Here is a 19688-nt window from a genome sequence, read left to right as displayed (position 1 = left end):
GGGAGGTCACGCCTGCGCGCGGTTCTCCAGGAAGCGGAACAGCGTGCGCAGGGAGTGGCCGGTCGCGCCGGCGACGTTCTCGGCCCACGGCTTGCCCTCGTTGTAGGCGGGACGGGCGATGTCGAGGTGGCCCCACGGGGTGTCGCCCACGAACTCGCGCAGGAAGATCCCGGCGGTGAGCATGCCGCCGCCCTGCGGGTCGCCCATGTTCTGCAGGTCCGCGACCTTCGAGTCGATCCCGGCCCGGAGGTGCTCGGGGAGCGGCATCGGCCACATGAGCTCGTCCGCCTCGCCTGCGGCGGCCACCACCTCGTCGCGGATCGCCTCGGTGCCCATGACGCCCGAGGTGCGGGTGCCGAGCGCGGCACCCTGCGCGCCGGTCAGCGTCGCGACGTCGAGCACCACGTCGGGGTCCTCCTCGCACGCCTTGACCAGGCCGTCGGCCATCACCAGGCGTCCCTCGGCGTCGGTGTTGAGCACCTCGACGGTCTTCCCGCCGTAGATGCGGATCACGTCGGACGGGCGCTGCGCGGTGGCCGAGGGCATGTTCTCGGCGAGGCACAGCCACGCGGTCACGGCGACGGGCAGCTCGGCGCGGGCGGCGGCGATGACGGCGTGCAGCACCGTGGCGGCGCCCGTCATGTCCGACTTCATGGTCTCCATGGACTTCGACGGCTTCAGCGAGATGCCGCCGGTGTCGAAGGTGATGCCCTTGCCGACGAGCGCGACGGTCTGGGTCGCACCCTCGGGCGCGTAGCCCACGCGCACCAGGCGGGGCAGGCGCGACGATCCCATGCCGACGCCCAGGATCCCGCCGAAGCCCTCGTTCGCGAGATCCTGCGCCTCCCACACCTTGACCTCGACGCCTGCGGCGGCGCCCAGCTGCTGGGCGATCTCGGCGAAGGAGCCGGGGAAGAGGTCCAGCGGGGGCGTGTTGACCAGGTCGCGGATGCCGGCGGCGGCCGCGATCAGGATCTGGGCGCGGGCGATCGCGGCGTCCGAGGCACCCGCCACGGTCCACGCGGTGTCGGTGGCGGCGTCCTCGTCCGACTTGTAGTCGGTGAAGGCGTAGGCGCCGAGCAGCGCGCCCTGGGCGACGGCGACCGCCGCCTCGTCCGACTCCACGGGCAGCGCGACCACCACGGCCGCCGGCTTCTTGCCGACCGCGCGCGAGGCCTCGCCCGCGGCGGTGCGCAGGTCCTCGGTCGTGGCGTCGCCGACGCCGACCACGACGACGCGGCGCGCGGCCACGCCGACGCCCGGCAGCACCGTGACCTTGCCCGCCTTCGACGAGGCGTCGAGCGCGGCGGCGCCCGCGGCGATCGCCTCGCGAGCCTCGTCCGAGAGCAGCGGGTGGGCGGCGACCGAGCCGTCGGCGGCCCATCCCACGATGAGCGCATCGGCGTCGATCGACGCGACGGATTCCTGAGCGGTGGTGAGTGACGTCATGCGACGAGCCTAGCCCGGGTACTTTGGGACTCGTGTACCAATCCTTCTACCGGCACCTTCTCAGCCACATCGACGCCGAGCGCGCCCATCGGTTCGGGATCGCGGCCTTCAGGATGGGCGCTCCGGCGTTCCGGATGGGCCGTGCGCTGGGCCTCGTGCCCCGTCCCGTTCCCACCGGCGCGGTCCAGGCGCTCGGGCTGACGTTCCCGGCGCCCGTCGGGCTGGCCGCGGGCATGGATAAGGACGCCGAGGCGGTCGAGGGGCTCGCGGCGGCCGGCTTCGGATTCGTCGAGGTCGGCACGGTGACCCCGCTGGGGCAGCCAGGGAACGAGCGTCCGCGGTCGTGGCGGGAGAAGGACATCCAGGGCCTGCGGAACCGGATGGGCTTCAACAACGGGGGAGCCGAGGAGATGGCGGAGCGTCTCGCGAGGCTCCGTGCCACCCGGCGCGGGCGGCGCATCGTCCTCGGGGTGAACCTCGGCAAGAACAAGGTCACGCCCGCGGAGCAGGCGCCCGAGGACTACGCCACGTCCGCCGCGCTGCTCGCCCGCCACGCCGACTACCTGGTGGTGAACGTCAGCTCGCCGAACACGCCCGGGCTGCGCGACCTCCAGTCGGTCGAGACGCTGCGACCCATCCTGGCGGCGACCCGCGCGGCCGCGGACGACGCCGTCACGGACCGTCACGTCCCGCTGCTGGTGAAGATCGCGCCGGATCTCGCGGACGAGGACGTCGATGCGGTCGCGGACCTGGCGCTCGAGCTCGGGCTCGACGGGATCGTTGCGGCCAACACCACCATCGCCCACGACCGCGGCCCCGGCGGCCTGTCCGGCCCGCCGCTGCTGCCGCGCGCCGTCGAGATCATCGGGCGGCTGCGCGCCCGGGTGGGCGACGAGATGTGCCTGATCGGCGTGGGCGGGATCAGCTCGGAGGAGGATGCGCGGCGCATGCTCGCCGCAGGCGCGACGCTCGTGCAGGTCTACACGGCGTTCGTGTACCGCGGTCCCGGCTGGGTCGCGCGGCTCAACCGCGCGCTCACCGCGGGCTGAGCCCGCCGCGCCACCAGGTCCCGGACGGTCCCGCGAGCGGCGACGAGCCATCCGCCCAGCAGGAGGGCGAAGAGGCCGACGGCTATCGCGGCCAGCGCCGACGAATCCGTGTGTGCGGCGAGCGACGAGGCCCCGGTGACGCAGGTGCCCACGGGGAACGTGAACGCCCACCATGCCAACGAGAACGGCAGCCCGGTGCGTGCCGTGCGCGCCGTCAGCACCCCGGCGATGGCGAGCCAGAGCAGAGCGAACCCGAGCACGGGCACGCTGACGAGCACGGCGCCGACCCTCAGCACCTCCGGTTCGACTCCGAGCGCCGGGCCCGCGTGGTCGGCCAGCAGCCCGATCGCGGTGACGGACTGACCGAGCGGGCCGAGCACGATCCAGAGGGTGGGCACAGCGGCCGCGGCGCCGAGCTTGTGGTGTGCCAGGCGCGACCAGATCTGCGGCAGGAGGGCGAGCGAGGCGAGGCCTGCAGCGCCCACCATCGCGTAGCACGCGAGCGCGAGGGTCTGAGCGGCCGCGCCGTGGAGGGATGGGAGCAGCAGCGCGCCGGTCGCGGCCGAGACCATCGGGGGCACCACCGGCATCAGCCATGCGCCTGACGCCGAGTCCGCCGCCGTCTCATGCCGGGTGAAGTGCAGCACGGGCACCCCGACAGCGGTGGCGAGCCCGACCATGGTGCCAACCGTCCACAGCACGGAGTCGATCGCGATCGCCGACGCCCCGAGCGCGGGACCGGCGACCAGCAGGGTGGCGGCGCCGTACGCGAGCAGACCCATCGAGAGCGCGCCGTAGAACGGGGCGACCGCGCCGTCGAGAAGATACGCGCGCACGGCGCCGCGGTCGGAGAGCACGTGGCGCACGGTCGCGATGACCGCAACTGCGAGCGCGAGCCCCGCCGCAGCCCAGGCGGTCCAGGCGAGAGCGCCCAGCCCGGGCAGCTGCCAGGGAAGCGAGTGGGCGGAGGTCGCGACGATCGAGGTGCCCATCACCACCGCGAACCAGTTCGGCGGGACGGGGCGGACGGTGCGGCGTGTCATGCGTCCAGCGTTCCAAGCCGTCATGAGGTCCGGTAGTGGCAGAATGCCGGTGATCCACAACCTACGCTTGTAGAAAGAGGAGTGGGCATGCGGACCTCGCTCGAGGAGCTGCGGATGCTGGTCGCCGTGGAGCAGCACGGCAGCCTCACCGGCGCGGCGCAGGAGCTCGGCGTCAGCCAGCAGGCGGTGTCGCAGCGCATGCGGGCGCTCGAGCGCCGGTGGGGGCTCCCGCTCTTCGCCCGCTCCGCGCGAGGCACCGGGCTCACCGACCACGGTGCGCTGATCGCGGGATGGGCGGCGGCCGTCCTCGCGCAGGCGGACGGCCTCGAGTCGTCGGTCGCCGCGCTGCGGGCCGATGCCACCGCACACGTGCGGATCGCGGCGTCCCTGACGGTGGCCGAGCACCTGCTTCCCGGATGGCTCGTGGCCTACGGCCGCGATCCCGACGCGGCGCAGGTGGAGCTGACCGCCATCAACAGCGCGGTCGTCGAGGAACGAGTCCGCGCAGGGCTGGACGACCTCGGCTTCGTCGAGACCCCCGATCCGCCCGACGGGCTCGCCGCGCTCGTGGTCGCGCGTGACGAGGTGGTCGTGGTGGTCGCGCCCGGGCATCCGTGGGCGCGCCGGACCTCCGTCTCCGCCGCGGAGGTGGCGCGCACGCCGCTCCTGAACCGCGAGCCCGGCTCCGGCACGCGGCTCACCCTCGAGAGCGCGCTCGCCGCGATGCTGGGTCCGGGTTCCGTCGCCGCTCCCGCGGCCGAGCTGTCGACCACCGCGGCGATCCGCGCCACGGTGCTCGCCGGTGGGGGCGTGGCGGCGCTGAGCGAGCGCGCGGTGCGCGACGACGTCGCCGCCGGACGCCTGGTCCGGGTCCGCGTCGACGGGCCGGCGCTGGTGCGCCCCCTCGCCGCGGTGTGGGATCCCCGCAGGCGACTGGCCCCGGCCGCCGCCCGGATCCTGGAGATCGCCGCTGCGGGCTGACCGCGAGCGGGAGCATCGACCGGACACCGGCCAGCCCCGCCACCGGCCAGCCCCGCCACCGGCCAGCCCCGCCACCGGCCCCGAAATGGCGGATCGGTGCGCGGAACGGCGCGGTTTCGGGCACCCAGCGTCCATCTCGCGGGATGGGAGCGGGCGGTGGGACGGGCGGCGGGCGGTGGGAGCGGGAGGCGGGCGGCACCGGGGCGATGCCGACGACCAGGAACCAGCCCCCGGGAACACTGAGCGGGACCAGCACGTTGTCATGCATGTACGGACCTGCCAGCCGTGCATGCATTGTTTTCTCCTTTGATGCAACGAGGACCCCGGAGCCATCAGGCTCCGGGGTCCTCGCATGTCCGCGCTCAGCGCGAGGCCGGACCGGCCTCCGCGGTGCGGCCGGGGTCGCGCTCGACCACGTCGCCGAGCACGTCGTCGATCCGCGTCATGAGCTCCGCGGGGATCTCCACGCCGGACGCCTTCGCGTTGTCCACGATCTGCTCGGGCCGCGACGCGCCGATGATCGCCGCCGAGACGTTGTCGTTCTGCAGCACCCAGGCGATCGCGAGCTGCGCGAGCGTGAGGCCGAGCTCGTCCGCGACGGGCCGCAGGTTCTGTACGCGCGTGAGGATGTCGTCGCGCATGAAGCGCTCGATGAAGCGCGCGCCGGACTTCTCGTCGGTGGCGCGGGAGCCCGCGGGCGGCGGCTGCCCCGGGGCGTACTTGCCGGTGAGGATGCCCTGCGCGACGGGGGACCACACGATCTGCCCGACGCCGACCTCCTTCGAGGCGGGCACCACCTCGTCCTCGATCACGCGCCACAGCATCGAGTACTGCGGCTGCGAGCTCACGAACGGGATGCGCAGCTCCTTGGCGAGCGCCGCGCCCGCGCGGATCTGATCCGCGGTCCACTCGCTCACGCCGATGTAGTGCGCCTTGCCCGCGTGCACGATGTCTGCGAACGCGCTCATCGTCTCCTCGAGCGGCGTGTCGTGGTCGTAGCGGTGCGCCTGATACAGGTCCACGTAGTCGGTCTGCAGGCGGCGCAGCGACCCGTCGATCGACTCCATGATGTGCTTGCGCGACAGCCCCATGTCGTTCGCCCCGCCCGGCCCGGTGGGCCAGAACACCTTGGTGAAGATCTCGAGGCTCTCGCGGCGCTCGCCCTTCAGCGCCTCGCCCAGCACGGTCTCCGCCGCGGTGTTGGCGTAGACGTCGGCGGTGTCGAACGAGCTGATGCCCACGTCGAGCGCCGCGCGCACGCACGCCTTCGCCTGGTCGTTCTCGACCTGCGAGGCGTGGGTGATCCAGTTGCCGTAGGTGAGCTCGGTGATCTTGAGGCCGGAACGGCCCAGGTATCTGTAGTTGACCATGGTCCGACCCTAGGCGAGGGACGCGACCGGAGCCGAACCCGGCCGGGAACGGCGAAGGCGCCCGCGGCACGGGGCCGGGGCGCCTTCGGACGATGCGCGGGTCGCGTCAGCTCGGGAACTCGCCCCGGTTAACGGCGGGCTTCGGCGCACGGAAGCGGCGGATGTTGAGCTGGCGGGCGATCACGTAGAAGGTCCAGCCGCGCGGCAGCTTCTTCCAGCCGAACTTCTCCACGAAGCGCTTCTTGAGCCGGCGCGTCATCAGGAACGTGTCGACGGCGACGATGATCACCAGCAGGTAGAAGAAGACGATCAGGCCCAGGCCCGCCCAGGTCTGCGACGGGACCAGCAGGGACGCGACCACGAAGACGATCGAGACGGGCAGCAGGAACTCGCCGAGGGTGGTGCGCGCGTCGACGTAGTCGCGAAGGAACCGGCGCTCGGGGCCGCGGTGCTCGAGCGGCATATGCCGCTCGTCGCCCTCGCGCATCGCCTGGTACTCCTTCTCGCGCTGCGCGCGCATCTTCTCGCGCTGCTCCTTCTTCGCCTGCTTGCCGTCGGGGACGATCGGGCGGCGGCGCGCGGCCTCCTGGTCCTTGCGCTTGGGGGTGGGGCGCCCCTTCCTGTCGCCCGGCACCTCGATGCCGGGGATCTCGGTCGCGGGGGTCTCGTTGGTGTTCTGGTCGCTCATGATCATGTCGGGGCGGCCGCCCCTGGCAGTCCTTCGGGTCAGTCCTTGGCGGGGTTGAGGGCGGGGAGCGCGAGCATCTGGTCGAGCGCCACCTTGGCGAGGCGCTGGGTCTCCGCATCGACGACGATGCGGTTGGGGACCTCTCCCGCGGCCAGCGACTCGAGCGCCCACACGAGGTGGGGCAGGTCGATGCGGTTCATGGTGGAGCAGAAGCACACCGTGTCCTCGAGGAAGTGGATCTCCTTGTCGGGGTGCGCGTTCGCGAGGCGCCGGACCAGGTTCAGCTCGGTGCCGATGACCCAGCTCGAGCCGGGCTCGGCCGCGTCGAGCGTCTTGATGATGTACTCGGTCGAGCCCACGAAGTCGGCGGCTGTGACCACCTCGTGAGCGCACTCGGGGTGGACGAGCACGTTGATGCCCGGCACCTCCGCGCGGAAGCGGTCGACGTGGGCGCGGCGGAAGCGGCCGTGCACCGAGCAGTGGCCCTTCCACAGGATCATGCGGGCCGCCTCGACGGCCTCGGGGGTGTTGCCGCCGAGCGGCTTGCGGGGGTCCCAGACGATGCAGTCGTCCAGCTCCATGCCGAGCTGCAGCACCGCGGTGTTGCGGCCCAGGTGCTGGTCGGGCAGGAACAGGACCTTGCCGTCGCCGTCGACGCCGCCCACCTGGTCGAAGGCCCAGCGCAGCGCGACCTCGGCGTTCGACGAGGTGCAGACCACGCCGCCGTGGGCGCCGCAGAACGCCTTGATGGCCGCGGTCGAGTTCATGTAGGTGACGGGGACCGTGCGGGAGGCGACGCCGGCCTCCTCCAGCTGGGCCCACGCATCGTCCACCTGGTTGATGTTCGCCATGTCGGCCATCGAGCAGCCGGCGGCCATGTCGGGCAGGACCACGGCCTGGTCGTCGCCGGTGAGGATGTCCGCGGACTCCGCCATGAAGTGGACGCCGCAGAACACGATGAACTCGGCCTCCGGGCGGGCGGCCGCGTCGCGCGCCAGCTTGAAGGAGTCGCCGGTGACGTCGGCGAACTGGATGACCTCGTCGCGCTGGTAGTGGTGGCCGAGGATGAAGACGCGGTCGCCCAGCGCCTCCTTGGCGGCACGCGCGCGCTCGACCAGGTCGGGGTCCGAGGCCGCCGGCAGGTCGCCCGGGCAGTCGACGCCGCGCTCCGACAGCGGATCGCGACGCTCGCCCAGGAGCATCAACGCGGACGGCGAGGGCTCATGGAAGGTCTGGGTCATTCGCACATTGTCGCATGACGGACACGGCACACTGGTGGCCATGCGTGCCGTGATCGCCGCCCAGAGCTGGCCCCGCCCCGACGCTCCCGATCTCCCGCCCGCGGCGGTCGCCTCGGCGGCGGCGGAGGCCTGGGGAGCGGCGGCGCCGCACGTCGACGTGGCCGCCGTGCCCGTGCCTGACGGCGGGCCTCGCACGGCCGATGCCCTCGACGGAGAGGCGCTGACCGTCGGCGGGGCGACGGCCCGTCGACGGGGGGACGCGCTCGTGCTCGCGCCCGTGACGGGGGCGCGTTGGGAGCCCGCCGCGCTGGCGGCGGCGCTGCTCGGGCTGGCAGCGGCGGGGGAGAGCGGCACCGTCGTGGTGCCGGTGGGCGACGAGCCCCCGGCGGGGGATGCGACAGACCTGTGGGGCGGTGGGCTCGAGGCGGCGCGCGCGGGCCTGAGCGGGCTCGCCATCATGGCGCTCGCGGGCTCCGACCGGCCGCTGCTCGGCTTCACGGGCATGAGCGCCTCGGTGCGCGACGGACGGGAGCACGATGCCGCGCTCGCCCTCGCGGCGCAGGCACAGGAGGAGCGCTGGTCCGCGATCGCCCGCGAGGCCGACCCGGTCGCCGCCCGGCGCACCCTGCTGGGGCCGGGTCGCCTGTCCGATCAGCCGGGCAGCGGCGCCGCGGGCGGACTGGCCTACGCGCTCGCGGCGCTCGGCGCGCGGATCGTGCCGGCGGCGCCCGCCGTCGCGGAGCTCGCCGGTCTCGACCGTGCCGCCGCCGACGCGGACGTGGTCGCGTGCGTGACGGGACGCCTCGACGCCCGCGGGCTCGACCACGGCGTGGCGGCCTCCGCGGCCCGGGTCGCCGGCGCCACGGGGGTGCCGGCCGTCGCCGTCACCGCGCACCTGGCGCTGGGCCGGCGCGACCTGATGGCGGCGGGGATCGCGGGAGCGCACGAGGGGCTGCCGGGGGAGGCGGGGCTGGCCGACCAGATCCGCCGGGTCGCCCAGACATGGACCCCGCGGCGCTGAGCCGGTTCCTGTTCGCCGGTGGATGATCCATCAACGAATCGCGCGCCGGGGGTGGGGAATGTCCGCGCCGCGGCGTACGCTGGTCCCGTAACCGAGAGAGAGGAGGCGCCAGTGACCGAGACTGCGACCGAGACCAAGTCCCACGGCGTCGTGATCACCGATGCCGCAGCGGCCAAGGTGAAGAGCCTGCTGGAGCAGGAGGGTCGTGACGACCTCCGCCTGCGCCTCGCGGTGCAGCCGGGAGGCTGCTCCGGCCTCATCTATCAGCTGTACTTCGACGAGCGCACCCTCGACGGGGACGCGATCCGCGACTTCGACGGCGTCGGAGTGGTCGTGGACAAGATGTCCGTCCCGTACCTGGACGGCGCCACGATCGACTTCGCGGACACGATCGAGAAGCAGGGCTTCACGATCGACAACCCGAACGCGTCGAGCTCGTGCGCATGCGGAGACTCGTTCAGCTGAGCCGCGCGGGGCGACCCGATCGCGCGAACTGAATCAGAACACCTAGAGGAGACGGACGGTGAGGGCCACGGCCCCGCCGTCCGTCTTCGTCTCCCCGACGAACTCGTGGCCCGTCATCCGGGCCCATGCGGGGACGTCGAGACGCGCCGCCACGTCGGTGCAGACCACCGTGATCGTGGTGCCGGGCGCCCTCCCGCGCGCCGCCCGGCCCAGCTCGATGATCGGCAGAGGGCACAGCAGCCCCGTCGCGTCGATGGTGACGTCGGCCGCGCCGGACGGCGACGCATCGTCCCCGCCGGAGGCGCGATCCTCAGCCAAGGTCCGGTGCCCCGGCCTCGTCGCGCAGGTCGCCGAGGATGCGCGGCATCAGCGCCAGGAAGCGCTCGATGTCCGCCTCGCCGACGCCCGGGTGCAGACCGAGCCGGACGTTCCCATGGCTGAGCGCACCGATCGAGGCGAGCACGCGCGACGGCTCGAGCGTGCTGGTCGTGCAGGCGGAGCCGGAGCCGACCGCGATGCCCTCGCGGTCGAGGCGCGTCAGGAGCGCCTCCCCGTCGACGTACAGACAGGAGAACGTCACCACGTGCGGGAGCCGCTCCGCGGGATCGCCGACGACGTCGACGCCGGGCCAGTCGGTCGCCCGCGCGCGGACGTGGTCGATCAGCGCCCCGAGCCGCGCGCCCACGGCGTCCAGCTGCTCGAGCCGCTCCTGCAGCGCCACGGCCGCCGCCAGGGCGGCCGGGACGCTGACGCCGCCGGGCGCCCAGTCGTCGCCCTCGGGCCACACGGGCAGCCACCGGGTCGAGGGGCGTAGCGCGACCACGCCGATGCCCTGGGGGCCGCCCCAGTCCGCCGGGTTCGCGACCAACGCGTCCCATCGCTCGGGGGCGGGGACGTGGCCGATGCTCGCGGTGGCGTCCACGATGAGAGGCACGGCTGCCGCGGACGTCGCGGCGTGCACACGGTCGAGCCGCTGCAGCGTCCCGATCTCGTGATTGCCGTGCTGGACCGCGGCGAGCGCGACGTCCGGGTCGGCCAGCTCGGCGCCGAGCGCCTCGATGTCGACGTGCCCGTCGCGATCGACCGGAACGGTCGCGAGGCGCCCGCCGCTGACGTAGTCGGCGGCGTGGAGCGTGGCGTCGCGCTCCACGGCGGAGGCGACGATCCGGCCGCGGCCTCGCCGGGCCGCGAACACCCCGGCGATGACGCGCTCGAGCCCCAGGTGCGGGGAGGCGGTGAGGTGCACCTGCTCGGGACGCGCATCGAGGGCGTCCGCGATCGCCTCGCGGGAACCGTCGAGAAGCTGGCGCGCGCGCCGCGACTCCGAGTGGAGCCGCGTCGGGTCCGCCCAGCCGTCGGCGAGGCCCGCCTGGAACGCTTCCAGCGCCCGATTCGTCATAGGGGAGGAACCACTGGCGTCGAGGAACATGCGGGCGGCCTGCATGCCCTCACCGTATCGCGCGCTACACTGCCCGTGTGTCCTCGATTTCGCGTCCCCGCGCGCTCGGAAAAGCCCTGGCAGGAGCCCTCGCCCTGGGACTGACGTCCCTGGTCGCCGGCTGCTCCACCGGGATTGAGAACGGCGCCCTTCCCAGCACCCCTGAGATCACCAACCAGACCGGGCGGATCATCACGCTCTGGAACGGCTCCTGGATCGCCGCGCTCACCGTCGGCGTCATCACCTGGGGCCTGATCCTCTGGGCGGTCATCGTGTACCGCAAGCGCAAGGGAGACACCAAGCTCCCGCTGCAGACCAGGGCGAACGTTCCGCTCGAGCTGATGTACACCATCGTCCCGCTGCTGATGATCGGCGTGCTGTTCAAGTACACGGTCGAGGACATCTCCGCGATCAAGGACACGTCCGAGACCCCGGACATCCACATCAACGTGGTCGGCAAGCAGTGGAGCTGGGACTTCAACTACGTCGACGACGACGTGTACGACCCCGGTGTCCAGGCGAGCCTGACGGGCGAGGAGGGCGTCGAGGAGACGCTCCCGACGCTGTACCTCCCCGTGGGCGAGCGCGTCGAGTTCACGCTCGACTCGCGCGACGTCATCCACTCGTTCTGGGTGCCCGCGTTCCTCTACAAGGAGGACGTCATCCCGGGCCGGACCAACACGTTCCAGATCATCCCCACCCAGGAGGGGATGTACCAGGGCAAGTGCGCCGAGCTGTGCGGCGAGTACCACGCGTCGATGCTGTTCAACGTGGCTGTCGTCTCCCGCGACGAGTACGACGCTCACATGGAGGAGCTGCGCAACGAGGGCTACACCGGGCAGATCGGCGTCGAGGAGTACTCGCGCGATCAGGTCGTCCAGCTCACCGAGGAGCACGAGGAGGCTGATTCCTGATGGCCACGGTTTCGTACGAGGCCGGCGGCGACGCCGCCCGCCAGGTGTCCGTCCCGGTCGCGCCCACCAAGCGCGGCTCGATCGTCATCAAGTGGTTGACCACCACGGACCACAAGACCATCGGGTACATGTACCTGATCACGTCGTTCTTCTTCTTCGTGGTCGGCGGCCTGCTCGCGCTGCTGATCCGCGCGGAGCTGTTCGAGCCGGGCATGCAGGTGGTCCAGTCCGCCGAGCAGTACAACCAGCTGTTCACCATGCACGGCACGATCATGCTGCTGCTGTTCGCCACCCCGCTGTTCGCGGGCTTCGCGAACTTCATCATGCCGCTCCAGATCGGCGCGCCCGATGTGGCGTTCCCGCGCCTCAACATGCTCGCGTACTGGCTGTACGCGTTCGGCGGCGTGATCGCCATGGCGGGGTTCTTCACCCCGCAGGGCGCCGCATCCTTCGGCTGGTTCGCGTACGCGCCGCTGTCGAACTCGGTCTACTCGCCGGGCGTCGGCGGCGACCTGTGGGTCTTCGGACTCGCGCTCGGTGGCTTCGGCACCATCCTCGGTGCGGTGAACTTCATCACCACGATCGTGACGATGCGCGCGCCGGGCATGACCATGTTCCGGATGCCGATCTTCACCTGGAACATCCTGGTGACGTCGATGCTGGTGCTGCTGGCGTTCCCGCCGCTGGCCTCGGCGCTCTTCGCGCTCGGCTCGGACCGCGTGCTCCACTCCCAGGTGTTCAACCCTGACAACGGCGGCGCCATCCTCTGGCAGCACCTCTTCTGGTTCTTCGGCCACCCCGAGGTGTACATCATCGCGCTGCCGTTCTTCGGCATCGTCTCGGAGATCTTCCCGGTGTTCAGCCGCAAGCCGCTGTTCGGCTACCACGGCCTGGTGTACGCCACCATCGCGATCGCGGCGCTGTCGGTCACGGTGTGGGCGCACCACATGTACGTCACCGGCGCGGTCCTGCTGCCGTTCTTCGGCTTCATGACCATGCTCATCGCGGTGCCGACCGGAGTGAAGTTCTTCAACTGGATCGGCACCATGTGGCGAGGGAAGCTCACCTTCGACACACCGATGCTGTGGTCGATCGGCTTCCTGGTCACCTTCCTCTTCGGCGGCCTCACCGGCATCATCCTGAGCTCGCCGGTGCTCGACTTCCCGCTGTCCGACTCCTACTTCGTGGTCGCGCACTTCCACTACGTGGTGTTCGGCACGGTCGTGTTCGCGATGTTCGCGGGCTTCTACTTCTGGTGGCCCAAGTTCACGGGCAAGATGCTCAACGAGCGCCTGGGCAAGGTGCACTTCTGGCTGCTGTTCTTCGGCTTCCACACCACCTTCCTGGTCCAGCACTGGCTGGGCGCGATGGGCATGCCGCGACGCTACGTCGACTACCTGCCCGAGGACGGCTTCACCTGGATGAACCAGCTGTCGACCATCGGCGCCGTGGTGCTTGCGCTCTCGACGCTGCCGTTCCTGTGGAACGTGTACATCACCTCGAAGCGGGCGCCCAAGGTGACGGTGGACGACCCGTGGGGCTTCGGCAACTCGCTCGAGTGGGCGACGTCCTGCCCGCCGCCGCGCCACAACTTCACGTCCATCCCGCGCATCCGCTCGGAGCGTCCGGCGTTCGACCTGCATCACCCGGGTGCGGCGGCGATCGACCACTATCAGGCCGAGCGCGACAACACCGACCACGCCCCGGTCGGCTAGGAGGAGAGCCGCATGCGCATCGAGGCGAATGTCTTCAACATCCCGACGGCCTTCTTCATCCTGGCTGGCACGGCGTACGGCATCTTCACCCACTGGAGCGAGTGGGTCGGGTTCCTCGCGATCTACCTGACCGCCGGCATGTTCGGCATGGTCGGCTTCTACTTCAAGATGCTCGAGCGTCGCCACGGCAAGCGACCCGAGGACGCGGAGGACGGCGAGATCGCCGACCACGCGGGGGAGCAGGGCGTGTTCGCGCCGTGGAGCTGGTGGCCGCTGGTGCTGGCCGCCGGCGCCGCGCTGTCCTTCGTGGCGCTGGCCGTCGACTGGTGGATCATGGTCCCGGCGGCTGTGCTCGGCACCATCGGCCTGTGGGGCTGGGTCTTCGAGTTCTCGCGCGGTCAGCACGCCCACTGAGCGTCAGCCGCGAACGGTTCACGGCCCGGTCCCCGCGCGGGGACCGGGCCGTCCTCGTTCCCCGTGGCGCGGCTCAGGGCTCGTCAGGACCGGGCGCTCGGGTGTCCCTGCCGCGGAGCCACGTATGGCTCCCGCCGAGGCCCACCAGGCGCGCGATGACGATCGCGAGGTAGAGGGTCCCGACCACGGCCTCGAACGACCATAGGGCACGTGCCCACGGGGCCAGCGGCACGATGTCGCCGAAGCCGAGCGTGGTCAGCGTCACGTAGCTGCCGTAGATGAGGCCCTGCCAGGCCAGCGGCTCTCCCGACGCCGTCTGGTCGACGAAGCTCCCCGGGGCGGCGAGCTCGAGCTGGGCGGAGAGGAGGCCGCACACGCCGCCGAACAGCAGATAGATCGCCACGGCCACCAGGATGAGGTCGGTGACCGTCGCGTGCGCGGGAGGATGGACCAGCGCGTCGAGGAGCGCCACCATGAGCGCGAGCTGGAGCAGGAACGAACCCGCGAGCATCGCGCGCGTCGCGGCGAGGTCGTCCTGCTGCACCGCGAACCAGGTCGCGCCGGCGACCAGGGCGGCGGCGGCCGCCACGAGGGGCCAGAAGCGTCGCGGGTCGGCGGCGCCGATGCGCACGGCGACGACGACGAGCCCGATGTAGACGGACAGGTAGAGGAGGGTCCACAGCCGTCCGTCGAGGGTCGCGGGGTACGCGAACTGGAGCACCGCGAGGCTCCCCACGAGCAGCCAGAGCGCGGAGCGTCGATCCGCGGCGCTCGTGGCGCGCCCGCGGGCTCTCAGGGCCTCTCCCGGCATGCTCCCAACCTAGCGGGCAGGCCGGGGGAGATGGGGACCCAGGAGACGCGACAGGGGCCGCCTCCCGGATGGAAGGCGGCCCCTGTCGGGTACGAGGACGTCCGTCACATGACGATGAGGCCCTGAGTCGCGGTCGCGGTGATGAAGCGCTGCTGGACGTTGGCCCAGTCCACGACGTTCCACCACGCCTTGACGTAGTCCGCCTTGACGTTCTTGTACTGGAGGTAGAAGGCGTGCTCCCACATGTCGAGCATGAGCAGGGGGATCAGACCGACCGGCACGTTGCCCTGCTGGTCGTAGAGCTGCACGATCACGAGCTTCTTGCCGATGGTGTCCCAGGCGAGGATCGACCAGCCCGACCCCATGATGGTCATCGCGTTGTTCGTGAAGTGCGCCTGGAACTTCTCGAACGAGCCGAAGTGCTCGTCGAGCGCCGCGGACAGCTCGCCGGTGGGCTTGTCGCCACCCTCCGGGGACATGTTGGTCCAGAAGATCGAGTGGTTGGTGTGACCGCCGAGGTTGAAGGCGAGCGCCTTCTCGAGGCCGGCGATCGCGCCGAAGTTGTCGGTGTCGCGCGCCTCCGCCATCTTCTCCAGAGCGGTGTTCGCGCCGGCGACGTACGCGGCGTGGTGCTTGCTGTGGTGCAGCTCCATGATCTGACCCGCGATGTGCGGGTCGAGGGCGCCGTAGTCGTACGAGAGGTCCGGCAGCGTGTAGTCGGCCATATCTCCTCCAAGGTCGGGCCGCGGCGCACACGCGTCACGGCCGGTTTTCCGGGAACGTCCCGAGCCTACTCATGGCAGGGCGACGGGGCGAGGATGGTTCTCCTGTGACAACTCCCGTGTCGGCGCGGGCATTCCGGGACGATGCTGGGGATTCGCTCGGAACGCGGCATCGGCGGGCAACGGTGCCGGGAACGCCGCAGGGGCGTCCCGGATGCTCCGGGACGCCCCTGCGGGTGACGATGCGTGTCAGTGGTGCGCGTGCTGCGCCTCCTCGAGCTCCTCCGGCGTGACGGGGGAGATGCGCTGCTCGAAGTAGAAGCGCGACAGCCGCTGCTTGAAGCGATCCCAGCGGTAGCCCTTGCGGCGCACGCCCCGGTCGTTGAACTCGGGCTCGATCTCCAGCGGCGCGATGTCCTCGTAGCCCACGCGGAGCCAGCGCTCCTGCTCGTCGAGCGGCTCGTGGACCTCGATGTACTCGCCGTGCTCGTGGCGGACGATCCGACCGGTCTCGTTTCCGTGGAGCACCAGCTCGCGGTCCTTGCGCTGGAGCCCGAACGCGATGCGCCGGGTGATCCAGAAGGCGAGCACCGGGATCACGAAGATGCCGATCCGGAAGAAGTAGGTCAGGTCGTTGAGCGACAGGTGGAAGAGGTTCGCGATGATGTCGTTCGACCCCTCCATCACGAGGATCACGTAGAACGTGATCAGCGCCACGCCGAGGCCCGTGCGCACCGGCGCGTTGCGCGGCCGGTCGAGCACGTGCTTCTCGCCGCGGTCGCCCGTGGCCCAGGCCTCGATCCACGGGTACAGCGCGAGGAAGCCGAAGAACAGGCCGGGCAGGATGACGGCGGGGATCAGCAGGTTCCAGCTGAGCGTGTAGCCCCAGAACTCCCACTCCATGGGGATGACGTCGAACAGCCAGCCCGGCATCAGGCGGAGCGCGCCGTCGATGAACAGGATGTACCAGTCGGGCTGCGTGCCTGCGGAGACCGGGGACGGGTCGTAGGGGCCGTAGTTCCACACCGGGTTGATGGTGAACAGCGCCGCCACGAGCGCCACCACGCCGAAGACCACGAAGAAGAAGCCTCCGGCCTTCGCGGTGTACACGGGGAACAGGGGCAGGCCCACGACGTTCTTGTGGGTGCGGCCACCGCCCGGGTACTGCGTGTGCTTGTGCAGGAACACCAGGAACAGGTGCAGTGCGATCAGCGCGAGGATCAGGCCCGGCACCAGCAGGATGTGCATGGTGAAGAGGCGGGGGATCAGGATCTCGCCGGGGAACTCGCCACCGAAGATCCAGAAGGAGATGTACTCGCCCAGGATCGGGATCGAGCGCGTCACGCCTTCGATGATGCGCAGGCCGTTGCCGGAGAGCACGTCGTCGGGGAGCGAGTAGCCCGAGAAGCCGGCCGCGAGCGACAGGATCATCAGGGTGAAGCCCACGAGCCAGTTGAGCTCGCGCGGCTTGCGGAACGCGCCGGTGAAGAACACGCGCGCCATGTGGGTGACGATCGCGGCGGTGAACAGCAGCGCGGCCCAGTGATGGATCTGGCGCATGAGGAGGCCGCCGGGGACCTCGAACGACATGTGCAGCGTCGAGGCGAACGCCTCCGACATCTCCACGCCCTGCATCGTCTCGAGCGGGCCGTCGTAGGTGACGATCGTCATCGAGGGGACGAAGAAGGCGGTCAGGAACACGCCGGACAGCAGCAGGATGATGAACGAGTACAGCGCGATCTCGCCCAGCATGAACGACCAGTGGTCGGGGAAGAGCTTGCGCGCGAAGAACTTGACGAAGCCGCCGATCGAGGTGCGCTCGTCGACGTAGTTCGCGGTGCCCGCGGCGGCGCGGTTGAGTCGGGTGCCCATCAGTGGCTGCTCTCCTCGGTCGAGTCGGACAGGCCGTCGGACGTGTTCTTGAGGCGCGTCCAGTACGACGGCCCGATCGGCTCGTGGAAGTCGCTCTGAGCGATGATGTAGCCCTCGTCGTCGACCGCGATCGGAAGCTGCGGAAGCGGCCGCTTCGCGGGCCCGAAGACCACCTTGGCGCCGTCGGCCACGTCGAAGGTCGACTGATGGCAGGGGCACAGCAGGTGGTGGGTCTGCTGCTCGTACAGCGCCACGGGGCAGCCGACGTGCGTGCAGATCTTGGAGTACGCGACGATCCCGTCGAACGACCAGTCCTCGCGGCCCTCCTGGACCTTGAGGTCGCGCGGGTCGAGGCGGAGCAGGAGCACGACGGCCTTGGCCTTCTCCTCGATGAGCCCGTGCTCGAGGTCGTTGAGACCCTCGGGGATCACGTGGAAGGCGGAGCCGATGGTGACGTCCGCGGCCTTGATCGGGGTGCCGTCGGGGTCGCGGGTGAGCCGCATGCCCTTGCGCCACATGGTGTGCGCGAACTTCTTGGTGTTCCAGTCCGCGCCCATGTTGCCCAGCTGCGGCACCAGGATCGCCAGGGGAGCGGCGAGAAGCGCCGCGACGCCGGTGCCGACCAGGAGGCCGCGGCGCTTGATGCCGCTGATCCCGGAGTCCGCGGCACCGTCCTTGAGGTTCTGGATCGCGCCCTCGCGGGACTCGTCGGAGGACCGCAGCTCGTGGCGCTCCTCGACCATCTCGTGGTCGCGCATGAGGGTCTTGGCCCAGTGGATGGCACCGAGGCCGATGCCGATCATGGCGAGGAAGATGCCGATGCCGATCGCCATGTTCGCGAAGCGGATCGAGTCGATCTCCTCCGACATGTCGATGGCGAAGTACGCGCCGATGGCGACGACCGTGCCGACGATCGAGATCCCGAAGAGCGCGGCCACCTGGCGCTCGGCGCGCTTCTCTGCCTTCTCGTCGACGTCCGCGCGGCGCGGACGGTGGTACGGCAGACCCGGGTCCTCGAAGGCCTCGGGCGCGCCGTGATCCTCAGCGGGCTTGTCTACGGTGCTCATGAAGAACGGGCTCCGATCCACACGGTGCTGGCGATGATGAGTCCGAGGGCGATCAGCCACCCCCACAGGCCCTCGGCGACGGGGCCGATGGTGCCCAGGCGGAAGCCGCCGGGGGAGCCGGCGTCCTGCGCCTCGAGGTAGGCGATGATGTCGCGCTTGCCCTCGGAGGTGATGTTGGCGTCGTTGAACACCGGCATCGACTGCGGGCCGGTGAGCATCGCCTCGTAGACGTGGGTGGGGGTGGTCTCCCACAGGTTCGGCGCGTACTTGCCCTGCGTCAGCGCGCCGCCGCCTCCGACGGAGCCGTGGCACATCGCACAGTTGGTGCGGAACAGCTGCATGCCGTTCGCGGCGTCTCCGAGCGCGGGGTCGACCTGCTCGGCGGTCGGGATCGCGGGGCCGGCGCCCAGCGAGGCGACGAAGGCCGCGAGCTGGTTGATCTCGTCCTGCGAGAACTGCGTGCGCTTGGCGATGGCCTGCGGGCCGGACGCCTGCATCGGCATGCGTCCGGTGCCGACCTGGAAGTCGACCGCGGCGGCGCCGACGCCGACCAGCGAGGGCGCCACGCCCTCGGTGCCGGTGGCGTCGAGCCCGTGGCAGGACGCGCAGTTCGCGGCGAACAGCTTCTGACCCTCGGTCACGTCGTCGGCCGTGGTGGTGACGGCGGCGTCCGCGGAGGTCGCCTGGGAGATGGCCCAGGCCACGCCGGTGACGAGCGCGAGCAGCAGGGCGACGAGGATGACGGGGGCCGCGCGGTGGTACCGCCGCCTGGCGAGCGAATGCATCTCTTGAGCCCCTAACGGATCAGGTAGATCACGGCGAAGAGCGCGATCCACACGACGTCGACGAAGTGCCAGTAGTACGAGACCACGATGGTCGTGGTGGCCTCGTGCGTGCCGAACTTCTTGGCGGCGAACGACCGGCCCAGCACGAACAGCATCGCGATCAGACCGCCGATGACGTGCAGGCCGTGGAAGCCTGTGGTGAGGTAGAACACCGAGCCGTAGGGGCTCGACGAGATGGTGAGGCCCTCCGAGATCAGCATCGCGTACTCGTACACCTGGCCGCCGATGAAGATCGCGCCCATGATGTAGGTCAGCACGAACCACTCGTGCATGCCCCAGCCCTTGAGCTTGAGCAGGGAGCCCGTGCGGCGGCGCTGATAGCGCTCGGCCGCGAAGACTCCCGCCTGCGCGGTGAACGACGAGAGCACGAGGACGGTCGTGTTCACCGCGGCGAAGGGGATGTTGAGCAGCTCGGTCTTGTCGGCCCAGACCTCGGGGACCTGAGCCCGGAGCGTGAAGTACATCGCGAACAGGCCCGCGAAGAACATCAGCTCGGAGCTCAGCCACACGATGGTGCCGACGGCGACCTGGTTCGGACGCGTCGCGTGGATGGGCGACGGCGCAGTCGTGGCGTGGGACATAG

At 70.8% G+C, this 19688-nt stretch carries 20 protein-coding genes; 7 read left to right on the top strand and 13 right to left on the bottom strand.

All coding sequences use genetic code 11. The features are described from left to right. Nucleotides 1-6: 6 nt before the first annotated feature. Complete coding sequence (locus tag QQX10_RS01515; protein WP_301144420.1) at nucleotides 7-1449, bottom strand: leucyl aminopeptidase; 1443 nt, start codon at nucleotides 1447-1449, stop codon at nucleotides 7-9. A 32-nt stretch (nucleotides 1450-1481) separates the two neighbouring features. Between QQX10_RS01515 and QQX10_RS01510 the strand changes: the two genes are divergently transcribed. After that, nucleotides 1482-2498 carry a quinone-dependent dihydroorotate dehydrogenase gene (locus QQX10_RS01510; protein ID WP_301144419.1) on the top strand — a complete coding sequence of 339 codons (1017 nt, stop codon included), beginning with the start codon at nucleotides 1482-1484 and terminating at the stop codon, nucleotides 2496-2498. Here QQX10_RS01510 and QQX10_RS01505 read toward each other — a convergent pair. Beyond that, on the bottom strand, nucleotides 2429-3541 hold the full coding sequence (locus tag QQX10_RS01505; RefSeq protein WP_301144418.1) for a TDT family transporter: 1113 nt from the start codon (nucleotides 3539-3541) through the stop codon (nucleotides 2429-2431). The genes QQX10_RS01510 and QQX10_RS01505 overlap by 70 nt on opposite strands. An 87-nt stretch (nucleotides 3542-3628) precedes the next feature. Between QQX10_RS01505 and QQX10_RS01500 the strand changes: the two genes are divergently transcribed. After that, complete coding sequence (locus QQX10_RS01500; protein WP_301144417.1) at nucleotides 3629-4522, top strand: LysR family transcriptional regulator; 894 nt, start codon at nucleotides 3629-3631, stop codon at nucleotides 4520-4522. Nucleotides 4523-4884: 362 nt separating this feature from the next. Here QQX10_RS01500 and QQX10_RS01495 read toward each other — a convergent pair whose 3' ends face one another. From QQX10_RS01495 to nadA, 3 genes are all read right to left on the bottom strand, one after another. Beyond that, a complete protein-coding gene (locus QQX10_RS01495; RefSeq protein WP_301144415.1) occupies nucleotides 4885-5892 on the bottom strand; it encodes an aldo/keto reductase family protein in 1008 nt (335 codons plus the stop codon). Nucleotides 5893-5998: 106 nt separating this feature from the next. Continuing rightward, nucleotides 5999-6580: a DUF3043 domain-containing protein gene (locus QQX10_RS01490; RefSeq protein WP_301144414.1), complete on the bottom strand. Its 582-nt coding sequence runs from the start codon at nucleotides 6578-6580 to the stop codon at nucleotides 5999-6001. A gap of 38 nt (nucleotides 6581-6618) precedes the next feature. Continuing rightward, nucleotides 6619-7821, bottom strand: a complete 1203-nt coding sequence (gene nadA / locus QQX10_RS01485; RefSeq protein WP_301144413.1) for a quinolinate synthase NadA — start codon at nucleotides 7819-7821, stop codon at nucleotides 6619-6621. Between the two features lie 40 nt (nucleotides 7822-7861). Between nadA and QQX10_RS01480 the strand changes: the two genes are divergently transcribed. Both QQX10_RS01480 and erpA read left to right on the top strand, forming a co-directional pair. Further along, nucleotides 7862-8842, top strand: a complete 981-nt coding sequence (locus QQX10_RS01480) for a glycerate kinase (protein WP_301144412.1) — start codon at nucleotides 7862-7864, stop codon at nucleotides 8840-8842. A 111-nt stretch (nucleotides 8843-8953) separates the two neighbouring features. Beyond that, nucleotides 8954-9307 carry an iron-sulfur cluster insertion protein ErpA gene (gene erpA / locus QQX10_RS01475; RefSeq protein WP_301144411.1) on the top strand — a complete coding sequence of 118 codons (354 nt, stop codon included), beginning with the start codon at nucleotides 8954-8956 and terminating at the stop codon, nucleotides 9305-9307. A gap of 42 nt (nucleotides 9308-9349) precedes the next feature. Here the strand turns inward: erpA and QQX10_RS01470 are convergent, their stop codons facing one another. Together QQX10_RS01470 and QQX10_RS01465 are read right to left on the bottom strand one after the other, a co-directional pair. Further along, on the bottom strand, nucleotides 9350-9625 hold the full coding sequence (locus QQX10_RS01470) for a sulfurtransferase TusA family protein (RefSeq protein ID WP_301144410.1): 276 nt from the start codon (nucleotides 9623-9625) through the stop codon (nucleotides 9350-9352). Next, nucleotides 9618-10736 carry a cysteine desulfurase family protein gene (locus QQX10_RS01465; RefSeq protein WP_301144512.1) on the bottom strand — a complete coding sequence of 373 codons (1119 nt, stop codon included), beginning with the start codon at nucleotides 10734-10736 and terminating at the stop codon, nucleotides 9618-9620. The genes QQX10_RS01470 and QQX10_RS01465 overlap by 8 nt, the downstream gene beginning before the upstream one ends. A gap of 47 nt (nucleotides 10737-10783) precedes the next feature. On the opposite strand from QQX10_RS01465, the gene ctaC reads away from it, so the two are divergent. Genes ctaC through QQX10_RS01450 form a run of 3 tightly spaced genes read left to right on the top strand, consistent with a single transcriptional unit; the run spans nucleotide 10784 to nucleotide 13788 of the window. Further along, on the top strand, nucleotides 10784-11659 hold the full coding sequence (gene ctaC / locus QQX10_RS01460) for an aa3-type cytochrome oxidase subunit II (RefSeq protein WP_301144409.1): 876 nt from the start codon (nucleotides 10784-10786) through the stop codon (nucleotides 11657-11659). Further along, nucleotides 11659-13374 carry an aa3-type cytochrome oxidase subunit I gene (gene ctaD / locus QQX10_RS01455; RefSeq protein WP_301144408.1) on the top strand — a complete coding sequence of 572 codons (1716 nt, stop codon included), beginning with the start codon at nucleotides 11659-11661 and terminating at the stop codon, nucleotides 13372-13374. Before ctaC ends, ctaD begins: the two co-directional genes overlap by 1 nt. Nucleotides 13375-13386: 12 nt before the next feature. Then, nucleotides 13387-13788 carry a cytochrome c oxidase subunit 4 gene (locus QQX10_RS01450; protein WP_301144407.1) on the top strand — a complete coding sequence of 134 codons (402 nt, stop codon included), beginning with the start codon at nucleotides 13387-13389 and terminating at the stop codon, nucleotides 13786-13788. A gap of 73 nt (nucleotides 13789-13861) precedes the next feature. Here QQX10_RS01450 and QQX10_RS01445 read toward each other — a convergent pair whose 3' ends face one another. From QQX10_RS01445 to ctaE, 6 genes are all read right to left on the bottom strand, one after another. Further along, nucleotides 13862-14599: a potassium channel family protein gene (locus QQX10_RS01445; protein WP_301144406.1), complete on the bottom strand. Its 738-nt coding sequence runs from the start codon at nucleotides 14597-14599 to the stop codon at nucleotides 13862-13864. A 104-nt stretch (nucleotides 14600-14703) separates the two neighbouring features. Then, a complete protein-coding gene (locus QQX10_RS01440; RefSeq protein ID WP_301144405.1) occupies nucleotides 14704-15324 on the bottom strand; it encodes a superoxide dismutase in 621 nt (206 codons plus the stop codon). Between the two features lie 246 nt (nucleotides 15325-15570). Then, nucleotides 15571-17193 (bottom strand): cytochrome bc1 complex cytochrome b subunit, encoded by a 1623-nt coding sequence (gene qcrB / locus QQX10_RS01435; protein WP_301144404.1) that lies wholly within the window; start codon nucleotides 17191-17193, stop codon nucleotides 15571-15573. Then, entirely contained in the window at nucleotides 17193-18260 is a 1068-nt protein-coding gene (gene qcrA / locus QQX10_RS01430) for a cytochrome bc1 complex Rieske iron-sulfur subunit (protein WP_301144403.1), read from the bottom strand. The genes qcrB and qcrA overlap by 1 nt, the downstream gene beginning before the upstream one ends. Then, complete coding sequence (gene qcrC, locus QQX10_RS01425; RefSeq protein WP_301144402.1) at nucleotides 18257-19045, bottom strand: cytochrome bc1 complex diheme cytochrome c subunit; 789 nt, start codon at nucleotides 19043-19045, stop codon at nucleotides 18257-18259. The genes qcrA and qcrC overlap by 4 nt, the downstream gene beginning before the upstream one ends. 11 nt (nucleotides 19046-19056) lie before the next feature. Next, nucleotides 19057-19686, bottom strand: a complete 630-nt coding sequence (gene ctaE / locus QQX10_RS01420; RefSeq protein WP_301144401.1) for an aa3-type cytochrome oxidase subunit III — start codon at nucleotides 19684-19686, stop codon at nucleotides 19057-19059. Nucleotides 19687-19688: the final 2 nt, after the last annotated feature.

This window comes from Demequina lignilytica (assembly GCF_030418305.1).
In the GTDB taxonomy this organism is placed as follows: domain Bacteria; phylum Actinomycetota; class Actinomycetes; order Actinomycetales; family Demequinaceae; genus Demequina; species Demequina lignilytica.
This window is presented reverse-complemented; position numbering and strand designations above follow the sequence as displayed.

Coding starts and splice junctions, on each gene's coding strand:
- QQX10_RS01465 (WP_301144512.1), bottom strand. CDS start 10,736: ATGTTCCTCGACGCCAGTGGTTCCTCCCCTATGACGAATCGGGCGCTG.
- nadA (WP_301144413.1), bottom strand. CDS start 7,821: ATGACCCAGACCTTCCATGAGCCCTCGCCGTCCGCGTTGATGCTCCTG.
- QQX10_RS01490 (WP_301144414.1), bottom strand. CDS start 6,580: ATGAGCGACCAGAACACCAACGAGACCCCCGCGACCGAGATCCCCGGC.
- QQX10_RS01500 (WP_301144417.1), top strand. CDS start 3,629: ATGCGGACCTCGCTCGAGGAGCTGCGGATGCTGGTCGCCGTGGAGCAG.
- QQX10_RS01450 (WP_301144407.1), top strand. CDS start 13,387: ATGCGCATCGAGGCGAATGTCTTCAACATCCCGACGGCCTTCTTCATC.
- QQX10_RS01495 (WP_301144415.1), bottom strand. CDS start 5,892: ATGGTCAACTACAGATACCTGGGCCGTTCCGGCCTCAAGATCACCGAG.
- ctaE (WP_301144401.1), bottom strand. CDS start 19,686: ATGTCCCACGCCACGACTGCGCCGTCGCCCATCCACGCGACGCGTCCG.
- QQX10_RS01515 (WP_301144420.1), bottom strand. CDS start 1,449: ATGACGTCACTCACCACCGCTCAGGAATCCGTCGCGTCGATCGACGCC.
- ctaD (WP_301144408.1), top strand. CDS start 11,659: ATGGCCACGGTTTCGTACGAGGCCGGCGGCGACGCCGCCCGCCAGGTG.
- qcrA (WP_301144403.1), bottom strand. CDS start 18,260: ATGAGCACCGTAGACAAGCCCGCTGAGGATCACGGCGCGCCCGAGGCC.
- QQX10_RS01445 (WP_301144406.1), bottom strand. CDS start 14,599: ATGCCGGGAGAGGCCCTGAGAGCCCGCGGGCGCGCCACGAGCGCCGCG.
- QQX10_RS01480 (WP_301144412.1), top strand. CDS start 7,862: ATGCGTGCCGTGATCGCCGCCCAGAGCTGGCCCCGCCCCGACGCTCCC.
- QQX10_RS01440 (WP_301144405.1), bottom strand. CDS start 15,324: ATGGCCGACTACACGCTGCCGGACCTCTCGTACGACTACGGCGCCCTC.
- qcrB (WP_301144404.1), bottom strand. CDS start 17,193: ATGGGCACCCGACTCAACCGCGCCGCCGCGGGCACCGCGAACTACGTC.
- qcrC (WP_301144402.1), bottom strand. CDS start 19,045: ATGCATTCGCTCGCCAGGCGGCGGTACCACCGCGCGGCCCCCGTCATC.
- QQX10_RS01505 (WP_301144418.1), bottom strand. CDS start 3,541: ATGACACGCCGCACCGTCCGCCCCGTCCCGCCGAACTGGTTCGCGGTG.